This is a genomic window from Rikenella microfusus DSM 15922 (assembly GCF_000427365.1).
Lineage (GTDB): Bacteria > Bacteroidota > Bacteroidia > Bacteroidales > Rikenellaceae > Rikenella > Rikenella microfusus.
Window position 1 is genome coordinate 1,941,617 of sequence record NZ_KE386488.1, and the last position, 21,834, is coordinate 1,963,450.

General features: G+C 55.0%; 18 protein-coding genes and 2 tRNA genes. 15 read left to right on the forward strand and 5 right to left on the reverse strand.

Going from position 1 to position 21,834, the window contains the following annotated elements; genetic code table 11:
• The first annotated feature begins 3 nt into the window (after window positions 1–3).
• The 3 genes from wecB to RIKMI_RS0109135 all read left to right on the forward strand — a co-directional run bounded on the left by wecB (window position 4) and on the right by RIKMI_RS0109135 (window position 2,482).
• Window positions 4–1,137: a non-hydrolyzing UDP-N-acetylglucosamine 2-epimerase gene (gene wecB, locus RIKMI_RS0109125; protein WP_027291359.1), complete on the forward strand. Its 1,134-nt coding sequence runs from the start codon at window positions 4–6 to the stop codon at window positions 1,135–1,137.
• 2 nt (window positions 1,138–1,139) lie between these two features.
• A complete protein-coding gene (locus RIKMI_RS0109130) occupies window positions 1,140–2,327 on the forward strand; it encodes a glycosyltransferase family 4 protein (protein WP_169715513.1) in 1,188 nt (395 codons plus the stop codon).
• Window positions 2,328–2,410: 83 nt separating this feature from the next.
• Window positions 2,411–2,482: transfer RNA gene (locus tag RIKMI_RS0109135), tRNA-Glu, on the forward strand.
• A gap of 66 nt (window positions 2,483–2,548) precedes the next feature.
• Here the strand turns inward: RIKMI_RS0109135 and metF are convergent.
• Together metF and RIKMI_RS13650 are read right to left on the reverse strand one after the other, a co-directional pair.
• Entirely contained in the window at window positions 2,549–3,502 is a 954-nt protein-coding gene (gene metF, locus RIKMI_RS0109140; RefSeq protein ID WP_027291361.1) for a methylenetetrahydrofolate reductase [NAD(P)H], read from the reverse strand.
• 646 nt (window positions 3,503–4,148) lie between these two features.
• Window positions 4,149–4,817: a DUF4290 domain-containing protein gene (locus tag RIKMI_RS13650; RefSeq protein ID WP_051214463.1), complete on the reverse strand. Its 669-nt coding sequence runs from the start codon at window positions 4,815–4,817 to the stop codon at window positions 4,149–4,151.
• A gap of 123 nt (window positions 4,818–4,940) precedes the next feature.
• Here RIKMI_RS13650 and RIKMI_RS0109150 point away from each other — a divergent pair, with 123 nt between their 5' ends.
• From RIKMI_RS0109150 to rho, 3 genes are all read left to right on the forward strand, one after another.
• Complete coding sequence (locus RIKMI_RS0109150) at window positions 4,941–6,107, forward strand: sigma-54-dependent transcriptional regulator (protein WP_027291362.1); 1,167 nt, start codon at window positions 4,941–4,943, stop codon at window positions 6,105–6,107.
• 594 nt (window positions 6,108–6,701) lie between these two features.
• A complete protein-coding gene (kdsB, locus tag RIKMI_RS0109155) occupies window positions 6,702–7,460 on the forward strand; it encodes a 3-deoxy-manno-octulosonate cytidylyltransferase (RefSeq protein ID WP_027291363.1) in 759 nt (252 codons plus the stop codon).
• Window positions 7,461–7,826: 366 nt separating this feature from the next.
• Entirely contained in the window at window positions 7,827–9,497 is a 1,671-nt protein-coding gene (gene rho / locus RIKMI_RS0109160; protein ID WP_027291364.1) for a transcription termination factor Rho, read from the forward strand.
• Window positions 9,498–9,577: 80 nt separating this feature from the next.
• On the opposite strand, the gene RIKMI_RS13655 is transcribed toward rho, so the two are convergent.
• Both RIKMI_RS13655 and RIKMI_RS0109170 read right to left on the reverse strand, forming a co-directional pair.
• Window positions 9,578–10,411 carry a helix-turn-helix domain-containing protein gene (locus RIKMI_RS13655; RefSeq protein WP_169715514.1) on the reverse strand — a complete coding sequence of 278 codons (834 nt, stop codon included), beginning with the start codon at window positions 10,409–10,411 and terminating at the stop codon, window positions 9,578–9,580.
• A 309-nt stretch (window positions 10,412–10,720) separates the two neighbouring features.
• Window positions 10,721–12,331, reverse strand: a complete 1,611-nt coding sequence (locus RIKMI_RS0109170) for an AsmA family protein (RefSeq protein ID WP_027291365.1) — start codon at window positions 12,329–12,331, stop codon at window positions 10,721–10,723.
• 880 nt (window positions 12,332–13,211) lie between these two features.
• Here RIKMI_RS0109170 and bla point away from each other — a divergent pair.
• Window positions 13,212–13,952 (forward strand): subclass B1 metallo-beta-lactamase, encoded by a 741-nt coding sequence (gene bla, locus RIKMI_RS0109175; RefSeq protein ID WP_027291366.1) that lies wholly within the window; start codon window positions 13,212–13,214, stop codon window positions 13,950–13,952.
• A 100-nt stretch (window positions 13,953–14,052) separates the two neighbouring features.
• On the opposite strand, the gene RIKMI_RS0109180 is transcribed toward bla, so the two are convergent.
• On the reverse strand, window positions 14,053–15,285 hold the full coding sequence (locus tag RIKMI_RS0109180; RefSeq protein WP_027291367.1) for an ROK family transcriptional regulator: 1,233 nt from the start codon (window positions 15,283–15,285) through the stop codon (window positions 14,053–14,055).
• 6 nt (window positions 15,286–15,291) lie between these two features.
• Between RIKMI_RS0109180 and RIKMI_RS14885 the strand changes: the two genes are divergently transcribed.
• From RIKMI_RS14885 to RIKMI_RS0109220, 8 genes are all read left to right on the forward strand, one after another.
• The gene (locus RIKMI_RS14885) at window positions 15,292–15,534 is read left to right on the forward strand and encodes a hypothetical protein (protein WP_027291368.1); all 243 of its coding nucleotides are present in this window, start codon (window positions 15,292–15,294) and stop codon (window positions 15,532–15,534) included.
• Window positions 15,535–15,660: 126 nt separating this feature from the next.
• Entirely contained in the window at window positions 15,661–16,578 is a 918-nt protein-coding gene (locus RIKMI_RS0109190; protein ID WP_027291369.1) for a hypothetical protein, read from the forward strand.
• Between the two features lie 129 nt (window positions 16,579–16,707).
• Window positions 16,708–17,730, forward strand: coding sequence for a tRNA dihydrouridine synthase DusB (dusB, locus tag RIKMI_RS0109195; protein ID WP_027291370.1), 1,023 nt, complete (start codon window positions 16,708–16,710; stop codon window positions 17,728–17,730).
• 162 nt (window positions 17,731–17,892) lie between these two features.
• Window positions 17,893–17,966: transfer RNA gene (locus tag RIKMI_RS0109200), tRNA-Asn, on the forward strand.
• Window positions 17,967–18,091: 125 nt separating this feature from the next.
• Window positions 18,092–18,964, forward strand: coding sequence for a hypothetical protein (locus RIKMI_RS0109205; RefSeq protein ID WP_147288486.1), 873 nt, complete (start codon window positions 18,092–18,094; stop codon window positions 18,962–18,964).
• Window positions 18,965–19,081: 117 nt separating this feature from the next.
• Window positions 19,082–19,441 carry a helix-turn-helix domain-containing protein gene (locus tag RIKMI_RS0109210; protein ID WP_037291788.1) on the forward strand — a complete coding sequence of 120 codons (360 nt, stop codon included), beginning with the start codon at window positions 19,082–19,084 and terminating at the stop codon, window positions 19,439–19,441.
• An 89-nt stretch (window positions 19,442–19,530) separates the two neighbouring features.
• Window positions 19,531–21,138, forward strand: coding sequence for a DUF6291 domain-containing protein (locus RIKMI_RS0109215; RefSeq protein WP_027291373.1), 1,608 nt, complete (start codon window positions 19,531–19,533; stop codon window positions 21,136–21,138).
• Window positions 21,128–21,793, forward strand: coding sequence for a P-loop NTPase family protein (locus RIKMI_RS0109220; RefSeq protein WP_027291374.1), 666 nt, complete (start codon window positions 21,128–21,130; stop codon window positions 21,791–21,793). The genes RIKMI_RS0109215 and RIKMI_RS0109220 overlap by 11 nt, the downstream gene beginning before the upstream one ends.
• Window positions 21,794–21,834: the final 41 nt, after the last annotated feature.

Genomic DNA, 21,834 nt, shown 5'->3' on the forward strand with positions numbered 1-21,834 from the left:
TCGATGAAGAAACTAAAAGTACTGACCGTTGTGGGTACGCGGCCGGAGATTATCCGGCTGTCGATGATTATTAAGAAGCTCGATTCTTCTCCGATTATCGATCATGTTTTGGTACATACGGGCCAAAATTTTGATTATGAATTGAACGAGGTGTTTTTCGAAGATCTGGAGTTGCGTAAGCCGGATTTCTTTCTGAATGCAGCCGGAAAAAATGCGACCGAAACCATCGGCCAGTGCTTGATCAATATAGATCCGATCCTGGAGCGGGAAAAACCCGACGCTTTTTTGGTGTTGGGCGATACCAATAGCGCATTATGTGCTGTTGCCGCGAAAAAGCGTCAGATCCCGATTTTTCACATGGAGGCGGGGAATCGTTGTTTTGACCAACGTGTTCCGGAGGAGGTGAATCGGCGCATGGTGGATCATATCAGCGATGTTAATTTGACATACAGTGATATCTCTCGGGAATGTCTGTTAGCCGAGGGTCTGCCTGCCGCTACGTCCATCAAGACGGGGAGCCCGATGCTGGAAGTCCTGACAGCGTATAAACCTAAAATAGAACGGTCGGATATATTACAAAAATTGTTTCTGGATCCCGGGTGTTATTTTGTCGTATCGGCCCATCGCGAAGAAAATATCGCTAATGAGCGGAATTTCTTAAATCTCTGTGAAACACTGAATTTGATCGCTCGGACATATGGTTTGCCGGTCATCGTAACGACTCATCCCCGAACGAAGAAGATGATCGAACGCTATGGTATCAGCTTCGATCCTTTGGTGCAGCTGAAAAAACCGTTCGGTCTGAGTGATTATATATCCTTGCAGATACATGCCAAAGCCGTGTTGAGCGATAGCGGGACTATCAGTGAGGAAAGTTCTATCCTGAACTTTCCCGCTCTCAATATCCGGGATGCCCATGAGCGGCACGAAGCGGTAGAAGAGATGGCCGTTATGATGGTCGGAACAAACCCGGACCGTATCATGCAGGGTTTGGCGGTACTGGAAGGGCAGGGGAGAGGGGAAAACCGGACACTGCGGATGGTGGCTGATTATTCGCAGCCTAATGTCAGTGATAAAATATTGCGGATTATCGTGTCATATACTGATTATGTCCGGCGGGTGGTTTGGGGAAAATGAAGATGAAGCGCATTCTGATTATATCCGAAATTTTTCATCCGGAATCCGGGTTGGTTAATGATTTCGCGATTGAGTTAGTCCGTCGTGGTTATGAGGTAGAGGTTTTAACCCACCAGCCATCATATCCGGGAGGCCATGTTTATCCGGGGTATCACAATGACAAATATTCGGTTGAGCATTGGAATGGGATAGTTATCCATCGCATAGCCGTGGTTGAGGGGTATGGCAGCAGCAAGTTGAAAAAAATCTTAAATTACCGGGCGTTCGTACGACGCGGAAAACATATTGCAAAACGTATAGGCGAGTCGTACGATTGTGTTTTTGTCTATCAGACGGGACCGCTTACGGTGGCATTGCCCGGGGTATATATTAAGAAGAAATTTAAGAAACCTTTGTTCGTATGGACATTCGATATTTGGCCGGATGCGGTTTATGCTTATGGATTCCCTCGTATAGCTCCATTGACTCTTTTCCTGAATCATTTGATTCGTAAAGTTTATCGGAATAGCGATCATATTCTTGTTTCGAGCCGGAAGTTTATAGAATCCATCCGGGTTTATGTACCGGATCGTCCCGTTACGTATGCTCCGAATTGGTTGGTAGAGGAGACCCATAAGGTTTCCGGAGTACGTTTAGATACTTCCAGATTTAATTTTACGTTTGCAGGCAATATTTCTAAAGCCCAGAATTTAGAAAACGTATTGTTGGGGTGGGCAAAAACTCGTTTCGTGATTCCTGTTGCGTTGAATATCATTGGCGAAGGATCGTCATTGAAATCTTTACGGGAGTTGGTCGAGCGTCGTTCTATTCCGAACGTTTATTTTTGGGGCCGTTATCCTTCGGATCAGGTTGAGGATATATTGAGGCAGAGCGATGTTTTGGTGTTGCCTTTGATAGCCGATCCCGGAATACAGAAGACCGAACCTTTTAAGTTGCAGACGTATTTGCATGTTGGAAAACCGATATTCGGAATTGCGTACGGGAGTATTCAGGATATTGTCGAGATGAACGGACTGGGGATATGTGCAACACCGAATCATCCGGATGAGATAGCGGCTAAATTTCAGGAGATGGTTCCTTTTGCCGAGAAATGTCATAAAGAAGTGGCTGAAAGATCACGTATGCTGCTTTTGTCGCGCTTTGATAAGGAGCAGATTATCAGTCGTATTTTGTCTATTATGTCTAAGTAAGTAATCGTATTGCTCTAAAAAAATAGAGGGGGTATTTGGAATTTCCGAAAATAGTATTACCTTTGCACTGCAATTGAAACGATGGCCCTTTCGTCTATCGGTTAGGACACAAGATTTTCATTCTTGGAAGAGGGGTTCGATTCCCCTAGGGGCTACGAAAAAGAGGTTCGCCGAAAGCGAACCTCTTTTTTATCGTGTCTCATGAAAAAGAGCGGTCCGGTTTAACCGAACAGCTCTTTGGCGATGCGTTCCACGTTGTCCGCCTTGCCCATCGTGTAGAAATGGAGCGCCGGGACTCCGGCCGCAATCAGTTCGCGGCCCTGCCGTATCGCCCATTCGATTCCCACTTCCCGTACAGCCGCATTGTCTTTACAGTTTTCCACCGCGCGTACCAGATCGTCCGGCAGCTCCACACCGAAAGTCTGCGGGAGCAGCGAGAGCTGCGTTTTAGTGGTGAACGGTTTGAGTCCGGCAACGATGGGGACGGTGATGCCCGCCGCGCGGCAGGCGTCTACATAAGCGAAATATTTGGCGTTATCGAAGAACATCTGGGTTACGACATACGAGGCTCCGGCGTCGATTTTCGTTTTCAGATGAGCGATGTCCGCCGCCAGGTTGGGGGCTTCGGCGTGTTTTTCGGGATAACCGGCCACCCCGATACAAAACGAGGTCGGTTTGGCATGTTCCAATTCCGAGTCGAGGTATTCGCCCCGGTTCATGTTCATGATCTGGCTTACGAGGTCGCAAGCGTGCGGGTGGCCGCCCGGTGCAGGGCGGAAGGTGCGTTCGCCGCGGATGTTATCTCCGCGCAGGGCCAGTACATTGTCGATTCCCAGAAAACTGAGGTCGATCAGCGCGTCTTCGATATCGAATTTCGAGAACCCGCCGCAGATCAGGTGCGGGGCTACGTCGATGCCGTACCGGGCCGTGATGGCGGCGGCGATACCCACCGTTCCGGGGCGCTTGCGTACGACGCGGCGTTCCAGGAGGCCGTCCGGCCGTTCGATGAGTTTCACCTCTTCGCGGTGGTAGGTAACGTTGATGTAGGAGGGGTTGTACGGGGCCAGCCGCCCGATCGTGTCGAATATGGTATCGATATTGTCGCCCTTGAGCGGCGGCAGGAGTTCGAATGCGAAAAGGGTTTTCCCTGGCTTGAATTTATCGGTAATTTTCATCGTTTCTGTAATTCGTGTACGGCCGATTTCAAATGAAAGGTGGAAATTAACGGGTTTTGTGATCCTGAGGTTTTTAACACATGGGCGGGGCGGACGCTTTCCTACGGAAAGCCCGGTGTCGCTCGGCACTCGAACCGGGCTATAATCATCCTACTTCCCACTGTTTGCGGTCTTTTGCAAATAACGTACGATTTTATGTAAAGTTCTCCCGATGTCAGCCCGGAGCCATCCCCGGCGCAGGGCTGCAACCTGCGGTTTTGCCCTCGCTGGCTCCGGGCTTTAACCTGCAAATTAAAAGTACGGTTGTTTTCTTAAGAACCGCAGCCTGCGGGGAACGCGACAATCGCGTGAGCGATTGATTTTGCGGGCCTCCGCTGCGGGAGGCTGCGGCCCGTCCGCTGGCGCGGGAATATTATTTAAATCGTACGATTAAATGACAGGGAACTATTTTGCACCCATCGGATTGCATGCACAGCGCACCCCACGGCGGCTCGGCGCCGCCCGGTACACGAGCCGGGCCTGACCTAAGCCCGACCCGAACCGTAGGATAGCTGCTATTGAGGTCTGGCGCCGTTCTGCGCCGAACAGGTCCGGAGCGTAGTCCGGCGATTCGCACGGGCGGACCGCCTTACCGGCCCGGCACCCGTTATGCTTTGGCCGTATTGCGTTTGGTGTATTTTTTGGGCTGGTGGACGCTGTTGCCGCCGACGCTTCCCGCACTGCTGCTGCGGTTGTTCTTGCCGTTTCTGCCGCTCTGACGGTTAGGCACGGACGAAGTGTCTATGCGGGTGTTGTCCAGCGTATCGGCATCCAGGACGATGGCACCGTGCGACATCCGCCGGATGTCGGCGATCACCACCTCGTTCGACGGAAACTCCTTGTTGTATTCGAACGATTTCTGTTTCATATATTTCGCCACGTTGGCCGCCGCCGCGTCGCGCTCTTCGCCCGCAGGCTCGGTTCCCAGCGCCTCGACCATCCGCTTTACGTTGGCTCCGTATTGTTTCTGGGCGATATAGCTTTGCGAATAGGCTACCCGACGGGGATGCGGGGCGAACATGTCGGGAGTCGGTTTCGGATAAGGGGCGTCCACGTCGAGGTCGAAATCGGCGATCATGAACAAGTGGTCCCACAGCATGTGCTGGAAACCTTCGCTGTCTTTCTGGGCCGGGTTCACGTTGCCCATCACGGCCACGACCACTTCGGCCTGGCGGTTGCGCAGTTCGCGGTCTTCGATGGTTTTGAGATAGGCCACCATGGTCTGCACGTTGCGCCCGTACTCGGAGAGCAGGAGCCTCGATTTGTCTCGGTTCATAATGGAATGTTAGATTCTGGCACCGGATTTGCGGGATTTTTTGCGAAATAAAAACCGCCCGCAAAATGGAAATTGAGCAAATATAATGCTAACTTTGGAATCGGAAAAAAATATCGACGGAATATGGCCAAAATACTTGTGATCGACGACGAACGGAGCATCCGCAACATTATCGGGGAATTGTTGGAGATGGAGGGGCATACGGTGAAGACCGCCGAAAACGGGTTGCAGGGATACGAAATGATCGGTGTCGAACCGTTCGATCTGGTGATTTCGGATATCAAGATGCCGGAGATGGACGGTATCGAGTTGCTGGACAAATTGATCGAAACGCATCCGGACACGACGGTGGTGATGATATCGGGGCACGGGAGCATCGATACGGCGGTGGAATGCATCAAGAAGGGAGCTTTCGATTATATCGAGAAACCGATCGACATGAACCGTATTTTGGTGACGGTCAAGAATGCACTGGAGCGGGGATCGCTGGTGAAAGAGACCAAGACGCTGCGCCGCAAGGTGCACAAGGTGGCGGAAATCGTGGGCGAATCGCCGGCGATCGGGCGGGTCAAGATGTTGATCGACAAGGTGGCTTCGACCGACGCGCGGGTGTTGATCACGGGTTCGAACGGGACGGGCAAGGAGCTGGTGGCGCGTTGGTTGCACGAGAAGAGCGACCGGTCTTCGATGCCGTTCGTGGAGGTGAACTGCGCGGCGATTCCTTCGGAATTGATAGAAAGCGAGTTGTTCGGTCATGAAAAGGGGGCGTTCACTTCGGCGATCAAACAGCGCAAGGGGAAGTTCGAGCAGGCGGACGGCGGGACGATTTTTCTGGACGAAATCGGGGATATGAGTCTGGCGGCACAGGCGAAAGTGCTGCGTGCCTTGCAGGAGCGTAAAATCACGCGGGTGGGGAGCGACAAGGATATCAATGTGGATGCGCGGGTGTTGGCGGCGACGAACAAGAACTTGCAGGAGGAGATCGCGAAAGGGAATTTCCGCGAGGACTTGTACCACCGGCTGAGCGTCATAATTATCCATGTGCCGAATCTGTCGGATCGGCGCGAGGATATTCCGCTGCTGGTGGACCATTTCATCCGGGCGATTTGCGCGGACAAGGGCAAGCCGCTGAGCACGATCACGCCGGAGGCGGTGGAGGCGCTGTGCGCGATGCCGTGGACGGGGAATATCCGCGAACTGCATAATGCGGTGGAACGATTGCTGATCCTGAGCGGCCGGGAAATCACGCTGGACGATGTCAAGCTCAATGTCATGCAGGCCAACGGCTAACTCGGCCCGATTATCCGTTCGTTTATCCGTACTGTTCAGGTTTGAGGGTACTGTTCCTTTCGTGAACAACCGACACTGCCAGCGCATCCAGAGACCGCTTGCGAACTATGGTAAGCGGCGAGGAGGAACCGAGTAGCGTTCCGAGCCCAAAGCCCGTGAACGGTCTTTGGCAAGGTAGCACGAGGAAGCCGCAGGCAAAACAAGCGCAGCGCAGTTAGCGAGAACCGGAAAGCCGACACAGCAGCCGAACGCCGTCGAACTCGTTCGAATGACCGAGGCGCCAGGAGGAAGGCGAAGCCAAACTTTTTGAGATGCCTCACGCATCTCCTGAGCCTGCCGGATACCCTTTCCTCTGAAAGTCTTATGTTTCCATTACCGGTGCCCCGCGGCATGAGCGGGAAAGAAAGAACATACGCCTGTCGGCGAAAGACACACAATTAAACCGTACGATTTAAATAATATTCCCGCGCCAGCGGACGGGCCGCAGCCTCCCGCAGCGGAGGCCCGCAAAATCAATCGCTCACGCGATTGTCGCGTTCCCCGCAGGCTGCGGCTCTTAGAAAACAACCGAACGGTTAAAAATAGAGAAAAGCGATGAGATTTTTAGCATTGATTCCGGCCCGGTACGCATCGAGCCGTTTTCCCGGCAAGCCTTTGGCCGACATACACGGCAAATCCATGATCCGCCGCGTTTACGAGCGCAGCGCCGCCGTATTCGGCCAAGCGTGTTACGTCGCCACCGACGACAACCGTATCGAAGACGCCGTACATGCCTTCGGCGGGCGCGTCATCATGACCTCCGCCGCTCATCGATCCGGCACCGACCGTTGCGCCGAAGCCCTCGACACCGCAGAACGCATCACCGGACAAACCTTCGACATCGTCGTAAACATCCAGGGCGACGAACCCTTTATCGCCATCCGGCAACTCGAACAGATCCGGAGCTGTTTCGACGATCCCGACACCCAGATCGCCACCCTCGTCAAACCCTTCGCCCCCGCCGAAAACATCTTCAACGAAAACTCCCCCAAAGTAGTGCTCTCCGCCGCAGGCGACGCCCTCTATTTCAGCCGCAGCCCCATTCCCTTCCTGCGCGGCGTGCCCCGGGAAGAGTGGCAGGGACGGCACATCTATTACAAACACATCGGCCTCTACGCCTACCGCAGCGACATTCTGCGGGCCGTCACCGCACTTTCTCCCTCGCCCCTCGAAAAAGCCGAATCGCTCGAACAGCTGCGCTGGATAGAAAACGGTTACCGCATCCGTACCGCCGTTACCGACCTCGAAAGCCACGCCATCGACACCCCCGAAGACCTGCAAAACGTCCTCAGGCTATTTCCCGATGCGAAATAACGCCTCAGACCGTAATCGCGAATCCGCCGCGCCTCTTCCGGAAACAGGCAACCCGCCCTCTTTGTTTCCAGCCCCATACCTCCCGGCACCGGGACCGAACCGGATGGTAAACGGATAATGGAAACGTCCTCGCCGCGCACGCATCTTTGCGGACGGTAATCGCCCCGGAGATTTTTACGGCACCGGATTTGCATAAAGAAAAAATGTTTATCTTTGGAACGCAGTTTTCCCGCGCAGTACGACTGCGGAATCCAGCCGAAAACATTAATTCTTATCATTTTACGGACCACGCGCCCTTTCAGCGGGAAAACATCCCGCACAGCGTGCGATTCGCGTCCGGATCACACTTATACTCTTCGTTTCTACATGCAAGATAAAGAGACTCTGGAACGCCTGCCCCTCGGTCAGCTGCGTTCGATGGCCGAAGCGGCCGGCCTGATCAGCGGCAGCCGATACGTCAAAAAACAAGACCTGATCTCCCGTCTGCTGGCCGCCGGCGAAACATCTTCCGCACGCCCGGACATCGAAACCGCCGCCGTACCGGAAGCGATGCAGCCCTATGTCCGCACGGACGAAAACGGACGCGCCCCGCAATCCCAGCAACAGGCGCCGGGCATCCGGAGAAGACGCCGCAGGACGACAAGCGAAAACGAAATCTTCCCGGCAGGAAACATGCCCGTAACCGCCAAACCCGAAACGGTAGCCGAAACCGCCGTTCCGCAGCCGGCGGCCCCGAATTACAGCGCCAGCCCCGAGAAAAACCAGGAACGGTATCAGCCGGGGCAAAACCGGTATGGGAACCGGCTCCGGCATCCGGCCAACTCCAATGCCGCCCCGTCGGACGAAACCGGCGGCCCCGCGCCGCGTCTGCAACAAACCGTCGCTCCCCAACCCCGGAAAATCGACCACCAGAACGATTTCCTCGGCGTCATCAACTGCGAAGGGGCGCTGGAGGTCATGCCGGACGGTTACGGGTTCCTGCGTTCGGCTGATTACAACTACCTCAATTCGCCGGACGACGTCTATGTCTCGCCGGCCCAGATCAAAAGCTACGGACTCAAACAGGGCGACACCGTCAAAGGGATCATCAAGCCGCCGCGCGAAGGCGAAAAATATTTCCCGCTGGTCAAAGTGGTCGAAGTGAACGGACTGCCGCCCGAAATGGTGCGCGACCGCATCCAGTTCGAATTCCTGACCCCGCTGTTCCCGGAGACCAAATTCAACATCACCTCCCAAGGGCATAACAACCTTTCCACCCGCGTGGTCGATCTTTTCGCCCCTATCGGCAAAGGCCAGCGCGCGCTGATCGTGGCCCAGCCGAAAACGGGGAAGACGATGCTGCTCAAGGCGATCGCCAATGCCATCGCCGACAATCATCCGGAGGCATACATGATTATGCTGCTGATCGACGAACGTCCGGAAGAGGTGACCGACATGGCCCGCAGCGTCAAAGCCGAGGTAATCGCTTCGACCTTCGACGAGCAGGCTTCGCGGCACGTGAAAGTGGCCGAAATGGTGCTCGAAAAGGCGAAACGGATGGTCGAATGCGGCCATGACGTAGTGATTTTCCTCGACTCCATCACCCGTCTGGCACGGGCCTACAACACCGTCCAGCCCGCTTCGGGGAAGGTGCTTTCCGGGGGCGTGGACGCCAACGCGCTCCACAAGCCCAAACGGTTTTTCGGCGCGGCCCGCAACACGGAAGAACGCGGTTCGCTGACGATTATCGCCACCGCGCTGATCGACACCGGTTCGAAGATGGACGAAGTGATTTTCGAAGAGTTCAAAGGCACGGGCAACATGGAATTGCAGCTCGACCGCAAACTCTCCAACAAGCGGATCTACCCGTCGGTGGACATTACGGCCTCTTCGACCCGTCGCGACGATCTGCTGCTCGACCGCGATACGCTGCAGAAGATCTGGATCCTGCGGCGGCACCTGACCGATATGAACTCGGTGGAGGCGATGGAACTGGTCAAGAAACAGATGGAAGGCACCGTCTCGAACGAAGAGTTTCTCGCCACGATGAACAAATAACACCGTTTCCCGCACCGTACAACGGCGTCCGACCCGCAGGCCGGACGCCGTTTTCGTGTACTGCCCCCTCTCGGAAAGAGTTACCGATTGCCGCGGCGGAATTCGACCGGCGAACATCCCGTATGCCGACGGAAAAACTTGGCGAAAAACGACGAATCAGGAAATCCGAGCCGTTCGGCGATCTCGGCCACGGAAGCCTGCGTGGAACGCAACAGCTGCCTGGCCTCCTTGATCCGGAACTCCCCGATCCAGAAACAGGCCGTATGCCCGGTGGTCCGGCGCAGGACTTTCGACAGGTATTTGGCGGTGACGCAGAGCCGGCCGGCATAAAAATCCGGCGTGCGTTCGACCGAATAGTTGCGGTGCAGCAACCGAAAGAAATCGTCCGTCAGCATTTCGCTGCGTCCGGTCCGCACGCTTTTGGCCCGGTCGGCACAACAGTAAAGCAATTCGGAAGCGAACGTGAAAAGCAACGCTTTCGTTATCCCCGTGCGCGAAGGGTGTTCCGCCATGCGGTCGTAAACGCGCATCATCCCGAAACAACGTTCCAACCGGGCGAACCCTTGCTCGTCGATCCGGTAACACGGATTCGACCCGAAGCGTTCCGATATTTCCGGCGGAAACAGCAACGGGAAATCGGACATGAAATCGAAATCGAAATAGAGGCATTCGCACCGGAACGCATCCGGCAGCGGTCCGGAGGCGATCGCATGGAACGGAAAAAGAGCCACTATGCTGCCCCGTGCCAGATCATGGGGGATGCCGTCGATCTCCATGCGGGCACAGCCTCCGCATACCATCAGCACCCAGACGCCGTTACGGTCGTGCCGCACGGTTCCGTCCGGAACCAACAGCTCCGGAGGGAACACGCCCGGTTCCGGAATATAAAATCCGGTCTGACTATCGTTATTCATAACGCCACCGAAGATAATCCGTTTCGCTCCACCGATCCCGCTGCTTTTTCCCGATTCGTCCATTTTACGACTCGGCAAACGTACCGGGCGGGGAAACACTTTCCGGGCATACTGGCAGGATAGCCACCCGAAGCCGTTACGCGCCAACTCCCGAATCGGTTCTGGTATTGCCTTTCGGTTTTATATCACTTATCGCTGGTTATACACTTTGATATATCGATCGTTTGCACCGGTGTTTTTTCGGCTCGCGCGCGTCCCGACAATTTCCGTCGTCCGCCTCTCTTCTTATTCGGAGAAATGTCCGTCTTTCTATTTCGCTCCGGGAAAACCGACCGAGCCTTTGATACCGGTCAGCAACGTTTTCCAAAGGTAATTGAATTGCGAACGCGACGTGTCTCGTACCGCCGTGCTGCGCACGATCCTCAATCCCTTGCGGTCCGGATTCGAAGACTTGATCAGCATCAGGTTCACGAGGCCGGACATCAGCCTGCGTTCCCGTTTGCGTCCTCCGGCATCTTCCCGCAGCATCGTTACCGAGAGATCGGTGTAACGCATTTTCATCTCCACTTCGGCTTCTCTGCCGTCGCCCGTTATGGCGAACGACAGTCCGTCCAGATGCCCCGAACGGACGCCGGCTTCGGCCAGCGGTTCCAGAATACGATTGAAAATCCGGAGATTCGCCGGCCCCAGCGTGCCTTCCGCCTCGAAGCGGTCGTTCGACGGATGGGCCGGGAAACGGCAGGCGACCCGCAGCAATGCGGCATCCATCACTCTGCCCGTAGCGGTCAGCGTATAGACGGCATCGGCTGTTCCCGGCCGGTTCGTGATTCCCCGGAACACACCGTTCAGATTGTCGAAAACGATCCGGCCGGGCTTTTCGCCCGCGGCCGAAAGCTCCTCGTACACCGCATGGCCGTTCGCGATCCCGATCCGGCCGACCGACAGACCGAAAGGCGCGTTCCGTACCATTTCATGCAGCATCGGTTTGAACCGTTCCTGCCTCACGATGCGGCGATTCTTGTAGCTCGCGATCTCCACATCCTTTACCTCCACCCGGTCGATACTCAACAGCGTATCGTTCCACAGGAGGCCGAAGTCGATTCCGCCGGCTTCGATACTCCCTGCAAGGGCCTGTGTCCAATCGGTATGGCGGATCGTTTTCCATGCGTATTCGGCTTTGCCGTATTGCGGGATCAACCGGGCGTGTCTCATCGATAGTCCCCCGTCCCGCAATCCGGCCCGGAACGTATCGGCCTCGAACAGCTGGGCCGTAGTCGGGAAACGGGCAGACACTTTGTCCGCCGACAAACGAATGTCGTCGCAGAAATAGGGCTGTACCGTTTGTCCGCCCGCCATCCGGAACCTGTCGGCCTCTGCCGACAATCCTTTGGCTGCGTAGCTGTTCCGTATGCCGTCCGATATGCGGACATCCGCATTCCGCAAACGTATCCGGCCGATCGTAAGATCCCCTGTCCGTTGCGTGATCCGGTCGCATATTTCCTGTGCGGCAGGCATTTTCGTCGTTCCGGCCGGGTTTTGGCCGTCCGTCGCCAGCGTAACGCGCAGGCCGTTGATTTCCAGCGAACCGACGTCGATGTATGGGGAGGTTCCGCCAAAACGGAAACGGACGCTCCGTAAAGCGATTTTGTCTATTTCGGCTCCGAGCGAATCGACACCCGGCAGGCATCTGCCGGTTTTCGAGGTATCGGCGCCGATGGTCATATCGTACAATGTCACGGCCCGGTGCAACAGACTGACCCGCACGCGTCCGATTTCCAGCCGGAGCGTCCCGCCTGTAAGTCCGGCCGTCTCTCTGACGGCGGCACGGCGGATTTTCGCTTCCAGCCACCGTTCGACGCCGAATACGGCGAAAAACAACAGGATAACCGTGCCCAGCAGGATATAGATTGCGATTTTCATAACGGTCGGTTTTCTATGCGATTCATCACAAGATGATTTGTACCCGATATAATGCCGAATATTCCCCGGCCGGTTCCGCGCCGGACAATTTCCGACCGGCGGGGAGGCTCGGCGCTCCAGTCGGGGTGTAAGTGCCCCATTTCCCGCAGACTGCAGCCCTGTGCAAGAAACCGTACAGTTAATTTTATGGCCGGAGCCAGCGAGGCCGCAACAAGCACCGCGTAGTTGCAGGCCTTCGCCGGGGGTGGCTCCGGCCTGACAAAGGGAGAACTTTACATAAAATTGTACGATTAAACTAAGTTCCCGCGATAGCGGGCGGGCCGCAGCCTCCCGCAGCGGAGGCCCGCTTACTCGCAAAGCTCGTTCACGTGCCCCGCAGGCTGCGGCCTTTCGTAAAATTGTAGGTTTAAAAAGTACTTCCGGTTTCTTACATTGGCATCAAAGTGCAGGTAGAGGCTGCTGACCCGGGAATGTGCGATTTTCCGTTCCGACGGGAGTCGGGAGCGGGGAATCGCATTCCCGGCGACTTTTTTTGCTTACTTTTTTGGTCGCGCAAAAAAGTAAGTGCCCCGCCGGCATGAGGCATCCGGGAAAGCCGGTGCCCCCGCGGCACGAGCGGGCGAAGAAAAACAAACGCCCGTCGGCGAAAGACACACGATTAAACCTACGGTTGTTTTCTAAGAACCGCAGCCTGCGGGGAACGCGACAATCGCGTGAGCGATTGATTTTGCGGGCCTTCGCTGCGGGAGGCTCCGGCCCGGCCGCTACGCGGACGATCGACCCGTCCGTCGGTTCATAACAACCAAAATCATACCATTCCCCTTATGGACCCTACACGAAATAAATTTACCTTTGTTTCCTCTAATTTCCAAATACCTCAATGAAACGTTTTTTTCTTTTCCCCATGCTTCTTCTCGCCGCCGTGCCCGTTACGGCACAAACCCGCCTGCAAGTCTCGGACGATATCGTCCTCACACAAATATCCCCGCACGTATGGGTACATACGTCTGTCGCCGATTTGGACGGTTTTCCGGGCGTGTCGAGCAACGGGGCGGTGGTCGTTTCGCAAGGCGAGGCACTGCTGTTGGATACGCCCGCGAACGACGACCAGACCGAACGGCTGGTCCGTTTCCTCGCCGATTCGCTCCATGCCCGCGTGACGATGTTCGTACCGAATCATTGGCACGCCGACTGCATGGGCGGGTTGGGATGGTTGCAGTCCCAAGGGGTGGTTTCCTATGCCAACCGGATGACGGTCGAAGAGGCCCGCAAGCATGGGAAACCGGTGCCCAATCACGGTTTTACGGAATCGCAGATCCTGCGAGTCGGCGAAGTGCCGGTTGTCTGCCGCTACGAGGGCGGAGGACATACGCCGGACAATACGGTGGCGTGGATACCTTCCGAACGGGTGCTTTTCGGCGGGTGTCTGGTCAAGGACACGGCCGCGGTCTCGATCGGCAATACGGCCGATGCCGACATGGACGCGTGGCCCGGTACGATCGAACGAGTGAAGCGCCGATACGAGAATGCCGAAGTGATCGTTCCGGGCCACGGGCAGTGGGGCGGAACGGAGTTGCTGGACCATACCCTGGAATTGGTTCGCGGCTCGTCCGACAGGTAAATTGCCTCCGATAGGGGAACGGTTGGGAGCCGCCGTCGAACGGAACGGCCCGGAGCTTTCAAAAGCTCCGGGCCGTTCGCATATGCAGGGGAGTTTCGGATCAGAGAATGCCCAGCATTCGGTTGCGGGTGAGCAGAGCGGCGCCCAGCACGCCCGCCGTATCGCCCAGCGACGAAAGACGCAGGGTGGTGTCCCGCGTCACCAGCCGCAGCGAATATTTATTCAATGCCGTGCGGATCGGCAGCATCAGGTAATCGCCCACCTCGGAAAGCGGACCGCCGATCACCACCAGTTCCGGATTGAACAGGTTGATGAGCACGCTGATTCCCCGGCCCAGTTTCTCGCCGATGCCCGTAATCAGGTCGATCGAAAGCACGTCGTCGTTTTTCGCCGCTTCGATGATGTCGTGCATCGTGACCGTTTCGCCCCTTAGGAACTTATCCGAGAGGATCGACGATGCCCCTTCGCGCATCCGTTCGGCGAAGATCGTTTCGAGGGCCATGCCCGACGCTTCGGTCTCCAGGCAGCCTTTTTTACCGCATTGGCATATCTTTTCGTTGTCGAAAAACGGGATATGGCCGAACTCGCCCGAGAAACCCGATTTCCCGTAGTAAAGTTTGCCGCGCACGATAATCCCGACGCCGATCCCCCGCCCCACGTTGATGAACAGGGCATTCTGTACCCCGCCGCTGCCGCCGCTCAGGTACTCGGCGTAGGTCATGGCCCGCGTGTCGTTTTCGACGATGGTTTCGAGGCCCGTTTTCTCCGTGACGATACGCGCCAGCGGGAATCCGTCGGCGTTCATCGTGTTGTATATCACGCCCGAAGCGGCATCCACACGCCCTTTGACCGTGATTCCCATACCGAGGATTTTGTCCCTGGCGCCGCCCAGCGCAGCGATGAACTCGCCGATACGTTCGACCAGATTATCGACGAACTGGGCGTTGGTACCGTATGCGAACGGAACGTCTTTCTGTACCGTGACGGTATTTTTATTGAGGTCGATCACTCCGAAACAAAGCGTGTCGTCCAGGATGGTAACGCCGAGAAAATAGCCGGAATCGGACACCAGCCCGAAAGCGCAGGGCCTGCGTCCGCCGCCCGTTTCGATTTTGCCCAGATCGCGCACGTAACCCTCCTGGATCAGTTCGCCCACCAGTTTGGTGATGGTGGGATTGCTGACGCTCAGGATACGCGACAGGTCGGCGATCGTGCAGTCGCCTTCGGTGGCCAGGGCCAGGATGATGCGCCGTTTGAGCATGAAAGCCTTGTAGGCTACGACGCTCATGTTTTCGTCGGATACGGAACCCAGAATGGAAGTGTTGGCAGTCATATTCGTATGCGTGAATTTCAATTGGTTTGCAAAGCGCCTTTTGTCGATTCGGCGGCGCAAGTTAATGAAAATTATTTTCAAACCGAAATGGAATCGAAAATAATTCAATCAATAGGAAATATCTTAGGGAAAAATATACGGATGCCGAAAAAAAAGTTTTTTGTATGCGATTTTTTCCCTACCTTGCACCAAAATTGCATGGATAGTCGAAAAGCCGCGGCGGTGCGGTTTACGGGCGCTCCGGCATAACCGGAAACGCAGGCCGGAACGGCGCCGGCGGGAACGGAAATGCCCTCCGTTCGGCCATTTCCCGTTTCAGGCATGCGATTTGCCGGTCGATTGAACAGAACTACTGCTTTATCAAAAACAGAGGTTATGGAATATAACGAAAACGATTACGATTACAACGACTACCCGCAGCAGGAAAGCGGCAGTTCGATCAAAGGGCTGAAAATCGCCATCATCATCCTGCTGGTTATTTTGGCGGCCGTCACGTTCCTGTTCTGGCGGCAGGTTCAGGCTCAGAAAGCCCAGAATGCGGAGCTGATGGTCGATAAGGATACCCTGACCAACCGACTGACGGTGCTGTTGGGCGAGATGGGCGATCTGAAAGTGGACAACGACACCATGAACGTGGCCCTGATGCAGCAGCGGCATGTGGCCGATTCGCTGCTCGACCGGCTCAAAAAAGAGCGCAGCTGGAACTATTCCAAAATCAAGAAATACGAACGGGAACTGGGGACGCTGCGCACGGCCATGCAGGGTTTCGTGCGGCAGATCGACTCTCTCAACCGGCTCAATCAGCAGCTCGTAGGCGAAAACCTGCGTTACAAGAAAGAGATGTCGTCGCTGCGCCTGCGTACCGAAGCGGCCGAAGAGATGACCCAGGAACTGAACAACAAAGTGAAGCGCGGTTCGCAACTCAGGGCGCGTGAAGTGGTGCTGCTGGCTTATAATAAACGGAACAAGCTCGTCAGCAAGGCCAAACAGACCGAAAAACTGGTGACCGAATTCGTACTGGCCGCCAACGATCTGGCCATTCCGGGCGAACGGACCGTCTATGTACGGATCATCACGCCGGACGCCGACATCCTCGGATCGCCGGACGGCGGACGGTTTACTTTCGCGGGCGAATCCATCCCTTACTCGGCCAAACGCGCCGTGGACTACCAGGGCGAGGACCTGCCCATGAGCGTTTATTACGATGCCACCGGACTTTATGCGGGACAGTACACTGTCATGGTCTATGTGGACGGCCAGATGATCGGCCAGAGCGACGTGATCCTGAAATAAACCGCAGACCGGGGGCGGCAGACCGTTACCCGTCGGAGTACATGCGGGGCGCAGCGACAGCGCCCCGCATCTTTTTTGGAAGCTCCGCGAATCGGGACTATTTTTGCGACGGATATTTTGCGACCGAGTATGAAGATCAGGGATTTGGATTTGGGCGCGACGCCCCTTTTTCTGGCGCCGATGGAGGATGTGACCGACCCTTCGTTCCGCTATATATGCAAACGGTTCGGAGCCGATATGATGTACACGGAATTCGTTTCGGCCGACGGGTTGATCCGCGATGCCCGCAAGTCGCTCGAAAAGCTGAGAATCGCCGATGCCGAGCGTCCCATCGGCATCCAGATTTACGGCAGCGAAATCGGGCCGATGGTCGAAGCCGCCCGTATGGCCGAAGAGGCGGGGCCGGAGGTGATCGATATCAATTTCGGCTGCCCCGTCAAAAAAATAGCAGGCCGGGGAGCCGGGTCGGGCATGATGCGGGACGTGCCTAAAATGGTCGAGATGACCCGGCAGATCGTGCAGGCCGTGAAAGTGCCCGTAACGGTCAAAACCCGGCTGGGCTGGGACGACGAATCGAAAAATATCGAAGAGATCGCCCTCCGTCTTCAGGATGTCGGCATCGAGGCGCTCACCATCCACGGCCGGACACGGGCGCAGATGTATCGCGGCGAGGCCGACTGGACGCTGATCGGCGCCGTGAAGAACAATCCGGCGATACATATACCTATCATCGGGAACGGGGATATTACGTCGGGCGAAAAAGCCGCCTCGATGCTCGACCGTTACGGGGTGGACGGGTTGATGATCGGCCGGGCGACTTTCGGACGGCCGTGGATCTTCCGGGAGGTGCGGCATTATCTGGATACGGGCGAAACGCTTCCGCAGCCTACCGTATCGGAACGGGTCTCATTGGCCCGAGAGCATCTGGCCAAATCGGTGGAGCTGAAAGGCGAACGAACCGGCGTGCTGGAACTGCGCCGCCACCTGAGCAGCTATTTCAAAGGGTTGCCCGATTTCCGCGAGACGCGTGCCCGGTTGGTGACGGAGCCGACTGCGGAAGGCGTCGCCCGGATACTCGATTATATCTCAGTACGTTGGGGAGATTGGGATGCCACTTCGACGGTACCGCCTTTCATATACGATCGGGAATAAGGGTTGTCGAAAGACGATGCGGAGTGAATTTTTCGGGATTTTTTTACCGTTTTTTTTGGAGGTAAAAGATTTTTGATTACTTTTGCATCGTCAAACCGGGGGAGGAGGCCATGCGGCGGGGGGAGAGGGAAGAGAGTTCCCGATCGCGGATGACGGAAATATTCCTCGATAGCTCAGTTGGTTAGAGCACCTGACTGTTAATCAGGGGGTCCTAGGTTCAAGTCCTAGTCGAGGAGCTTCAGTTACAAAGGGTTACGACGATTGTTGTAACTCTTTTTCTTTTATGTACATGCAATTTGCATGCAACGTGTTGTTATCGGAGAATTTGTATCTTTCACTTCTGAAACATAAAAAGCACAACATGAAGGCTGATCCGACAGACTATATCGCCTATTATGAGGTGATTTCCGACTTACGATACGTTTGTCAGTTGGCGGAAATGCTCCTTTTTCCGAAAAGTGAACTTGTCGAGTCAACGGATGAGAGTGAGCCATCTCAACATACGATCTTTCATGAAATCAACCTCGTCTTATGCAACCATACATTTGTCGACGCTCCTTCGGAATTCTGGTTTCTGAATCATGAAAAGAACAGTGTGGAAAATATATACATGCAGATTTCGGACCCGACTTTACGAAAAATATTCGTTCAAGAAGTAAATCTTCGCTTAGAAGGTCTCACTTCCACGCTGGAGCGCCTGGCCTCGGTTGGAGAGAATAGACTGCGAGAAGTTTTTACTGAGTTGAGTCTAAAATATGATTATCGGGGAGTGTACAACTTGGGGTATCTGGTCTATAATGCGATAGAAGAGGCTGTAACATTACTTGAGACGATGCACCGTTTGAGTCCCATCAAGGAACCGGCCAAGCCGGTAAAAGCGTCATCGGACGCAAAATTGGAAGAGTGGTTTCCGAAAGATGCCGAGAAGTGGATTCGGTTTATCGAAGAACAGCTAAAACTGCATACTAGAAAACAGGGGCAATTCGTCGCATTGCTTCTTTATTCGCTCGAACAAACAAAGAAGATGGAGACAGCCTGGCAAAACACAGATCGAAGAAAAACCCTTGCGGGGTTACAACGGGTCTTGTGTAGTCGGTTTCCCGATAAGATTGCCTCCGAGCAAGCTATTCAGAAATATTTAGCTCCTACATATAATTCAAAGTCTAACTCTCAGTATATATTAGATAAAAAGGACATTTCTGATATGATAAAGAAGATTCAGAAATTCAAATAATTGGTTGGACGTGGTTGTCAACGACCGCTTCCAACTTTGTTTTTCAGGAATCTTTGTGCACGGAATTTTCCGAAGGGTTCACGCGGGCCCTATTGGTAAATATTAACCCACAAAGATATGCCTGACAACATTATTCTTACCACTCCGGCCCAGCTGGAGGAAATCGTACAGGAAGCCGTTCGCAAAGTCCTCCGCAAAGAGGTACTCCCCACCGAGCAGCCCGCACCTCCCGACACACTCAATCTCCAGTCAGCCGTTCAACTTTTCCGTGAACGGGGATACTCCATTTCGACATCCCGCATCTACAAGCTGACATCCGCCAACCGAATCCCGTACTCCAAATACGGCGCCCGGCTCATCTTCAGCCGTGCCGAACTGCTCCAATGGCTCGACAGCCAGACCCACAGCCGTCGGGAAGCCGATCAGGCAGCGCGGGCAGCTGTCGCCCGCAGTGCACGCAATCAGTCGACCCGATAAAGCCCGCCGGTTGTATAGGCGAGGGATAACTCTATCCCTTGCCGGACCGTCTCTCAAGTCGAAAAATAAGAATAAGACAATACAAGATAATGAAGAACACGAAGATCAAACCCAAGGCCGAAACCGAACCCAAGCCGAAGGTGAAGAACAACACGGGTGTTGAAGTTGGAGGGATGGATGATTGCGCGATAAGCGTTTCGCTGTTTGCCGACTGGAGCCATCCTGAACCGATCCGGAGCATCAGCCTCCGGGAGTGGTTGTCCGGCCACGCGTGGCGAGCGCAGATCGATCGTGTCCGGGCGTGCAGCGATCCGAAAATGCGCCGTATGTTAAAAGCCGGGCTTCCCGTTGTGACCCCCGCCGGGATCTTCACCCGCCGGAATCGCCACAGCCTGCATACCTATTCCGGCTTGCTCTGCATCGACATCGACGGCAAAGATAATCCCGACATTCGCGATTGGGGGCTCGTTAAACGGCAATTAGGCACCCTTGAAACGCTTCTTTATGCCGGTCTGTCCGTCAGTGGTCGCGGGTTGTTCCTGTTATTTCGGGTGGTCGATCCGGCAATATACCCGGCTGCCTTCCGGTCCATTACGCAGCAGCTGCGAGAACAGTTCGGACTGGTGGCCGACAAGGCTTGTAAGGACATTTGCCGCCTGCGGTGCGTCAGTTACGACGAGGAACCCTGTCTCAACCTCCGGGCCGGGATTTATACTCCACCACCCATGGTTGAACCACGGGCACGGGGGCCGACCGTTCGACAGGGCATACTCTGTCCACTGGCGTCAACGGAGACGACACAGCGTGTCCGGGAACTGGTCGATCTGATCGACAGGGAGGGTATCAATCTCGTCGAGGATTATCCCACTTGGTTTGCCGTGGGCTGTTCGCTGGCGGCGGAGTTGGGAGAGACAGGTCGCGAGGCCTGGCATATCGTCAGTCGGCAGTCCGGAAAGTATGATGCCGCCGGGTGCGACCGGCAATACGACCGGTGTCTGCGAAGCTGTTCCCGAACTACCATCGCGACCTTTTTTCATTATTGTAAACCTTTCGTTAAATCCAATCATATGATTACAAAAGCAGAGAGTGGCCTGAGCTATTTCCCGCTCTACGGGGATATGTATTCCCACTTCGAGCGACTGACGGATGAAGAGCGCGGCAAGCTCATTACCTACATTTTCCAATACTTTCTGGGCGAGGAGTTTGAGATCGAAGATCGACTGTTGGCCATCGCTTTCGAGCCGTTCCGTACTCACTTGGAACGAACTAAGAGCTCATATCGGAAGAAGTGCGCCGCCAATCCCCGTTCGCCAACCACCAAGACGGAGGCGAAATTGCAGGGGACAACCCCTGCTAACGCGCAATCTTCTCGTTACGACCAGGTGCAGACGTTGTTTCACGAGCTTTGTCCCTCGCTGTCTGCGGTGCAACGTATGACGAGCCAGCGTAAGGGACGGATCGATCGCTTTTTCAGCGAAGGGGGTACGCTGGATGACCTGCGGATCATTTTTGAAAAGTTGGAGGGCTCCGATTTTTTGCGGGGACAGAACAAGGATGGCTGGAAGGCTTCGTTCGACTGGCTGTTCCGGGAACCGGACAACTGGACCAAGGTGCTGGAGGGGCGGTACGATGAGAAATTCACGAAACCAGATCAGAACGGAATGTATAATAACCAAAACACGAATTATGAAGAATAACATCAATATGCTCGAGGTCGTAAGCCAGGCTTGTAACGAGCGATTTGAAGAAACGATCACGGAGGCTTTTCATGCCTCCAGGCTCAGGCCGAATCTGCCCAAGCCGATTATGAAGGTTAGGTTTCCTGGCGGTAAGGAGTTGATCACGCAGGTGGGGCGCAAATTTCTTTCGCAACAGAATAGAGAGTTTCAGTGGTTGCCGGAGTATGATAAAATTGCGGCGTGGCTGACGAATAACGAGGGAAAAGGGTTGTTATTGAGCGGAGCTCCGGGCCGGGGCAAGACGCTGATCACTCAGTGTGTAATCCCATTTATTATTAAGAGTTGGGCTCAATATACCAATAGGCCTTGGGGGATAATCTCGTTTCATGCCGGTGATTTCGAACAGGAAGATGTTTACAGGTTGAATAATCCGAAGTTGCTTTATGGATTTGATGATCTGGGCGTGGAGCAGCTGGTTGACAACCGGAATCGCCCCTTAAGGTTGTTCGATCAGATTGTGGAACGAGCTGTGGAGCACGGATTGTTGTTGGTGGTTACCACCAACTTGTCTAAGAGCCAGCTGGCGGAACGTTATAGCAGTGCAACTTTAGACCGGCTCTATTCGGTCACGCGCCTGATTGCCTGTCCGGGCGAGAGCCTGAGGCCGAAATAACATCTGCCCATGAAGCACGTCCCGGGAGAATTTCGCTCCCG

Excerpts from the sequence above, each read along its gene's own strand:
- wecB (WP_027291359.1), top strand. The coding sequence starts at position 4 with ATGAAGAAACTAAAAGTACTGACCGTTGTGGGTACGCGGCCGGAGATT.
- RIKMI_RS0109130 (WP_169715513.1), top strand. The coding sequence starts at position 1,140 with ATGAAGCGCATTCTGATTATATCCGAAATTTTTCATCCGGAATCCGGG.
- metF (WP_027291361.1), bottom strand. The coding sequence starts at position 3,502 with ATGAAAATTACCGATAAATTCAAGCCAGGGAAAACCCTTTTCGCATTC.
- RIKMI_RS13650 (WP_051214463.1), bottom strand. The coding sequence starts at position 4,817 with ATGAACCGAGACAAATCGAGGCTCCTGCTCTCCGAGTACGGGCGCAAC.
- RIKMI_RS0109150 (WP_027291362.1), top strand. The coding sequence starts at position 4,941 with ATGGCCAAAATACTTGTGATCGACGACGAACGGAGCATCCGCAACATT.
- kdsB (WP_027291363.1), top strand. The coding sequence starts at position 6,702 with ATGAGATTTTTAGCATTGATTCCGGCCCGGTACGCATCGAGCCGTTTT.
- rho (WP_027291364.1), top strand. The coding sequence starts at position 7,827 with ATGCAAGATAAAGAGACTCTGGAACGCCTGCCCCTCGGTCAGCTGCGT.
- RIKMI_RS13655 (WP_169715514.1), bottom strand. The coding sequence starts at position 10,411 with ATGAATAACGATAGTCAGACCGGATTTTATATTCCGGAACCGGGCGTG.
- RIKMI_RS0109170 (WP_027291365.1), bottom strand. The coding sequence starts at position 12,331 with ATGAAAATCGCAATCTATATCCTGCTGGGCACGGTTATCCTGTTGTTT.
- bla (WP_027291366.1), top strand. The coding sequence starts at position 13,212 with ATGAAACGTTTTTTTCTTTTCCCCATGCTTCTTCTCGCCGCCGTGCCC.
- RIKMI_RS0109180 (WP_027291367.1), bottom strand. The coding sequence starts at position 15,285 with ATGACTGCCAACACTTCCATTCTGGGTTCCGTATCCGACGAAAACATG.
- RIKMI_RS14885 (WP_027291368.1), top strand. The coding sequence starts at position 15,292 with ATGCGTGAATTTCAATTGGTTTGCAAAGCGCCTTTTGTCGATTCGGCG.
- RIKMI_RS0109190 (WP_027291369.1), top strand. The coding sequence starts at position 15,661 with ATGGAATATAACGAAAACGATTACGATTACAACGACTACCCGCAGCAG.
- dusB (WP_027291370.1), top strand. The coding sequence starts at position 16,708 with ATGAAGATCAGGGATTTGGATTTGGGCGCGACGCCCCTTTTTCTGGCG.
- RIKMI_RS0109205 (WP_147288486.1), top strand. The coding sequence starts at position 18,092 with ATGAAGGCTGATCCGACAGACTATATCGCCTATTATGAGGTGATTTCC.
- RIKMI_RS0109210 (WP_037291788.1), top strand. The coding sequence starts at position 19,082 with ATGCCTGACAACATTATTCTTACCACTCCGGCCCAGCTGGAGGAAATC.
- RIKMI_RS0109215 (WP_027291373.1), top strand. The coding sequence starts at position 19,531 with ATGAAGAACACGAAGATCAAACCCAAGGCCGAAACCGAACCCAAGCCG.
- RIKMI_RS0109220 (WP_027291374.1), top strand. The coding sequence starts at position 21,128 with ATGAAGAATAACATCAATATGCTCGAGGTCGTAAGCCAGGCTTGTAAC.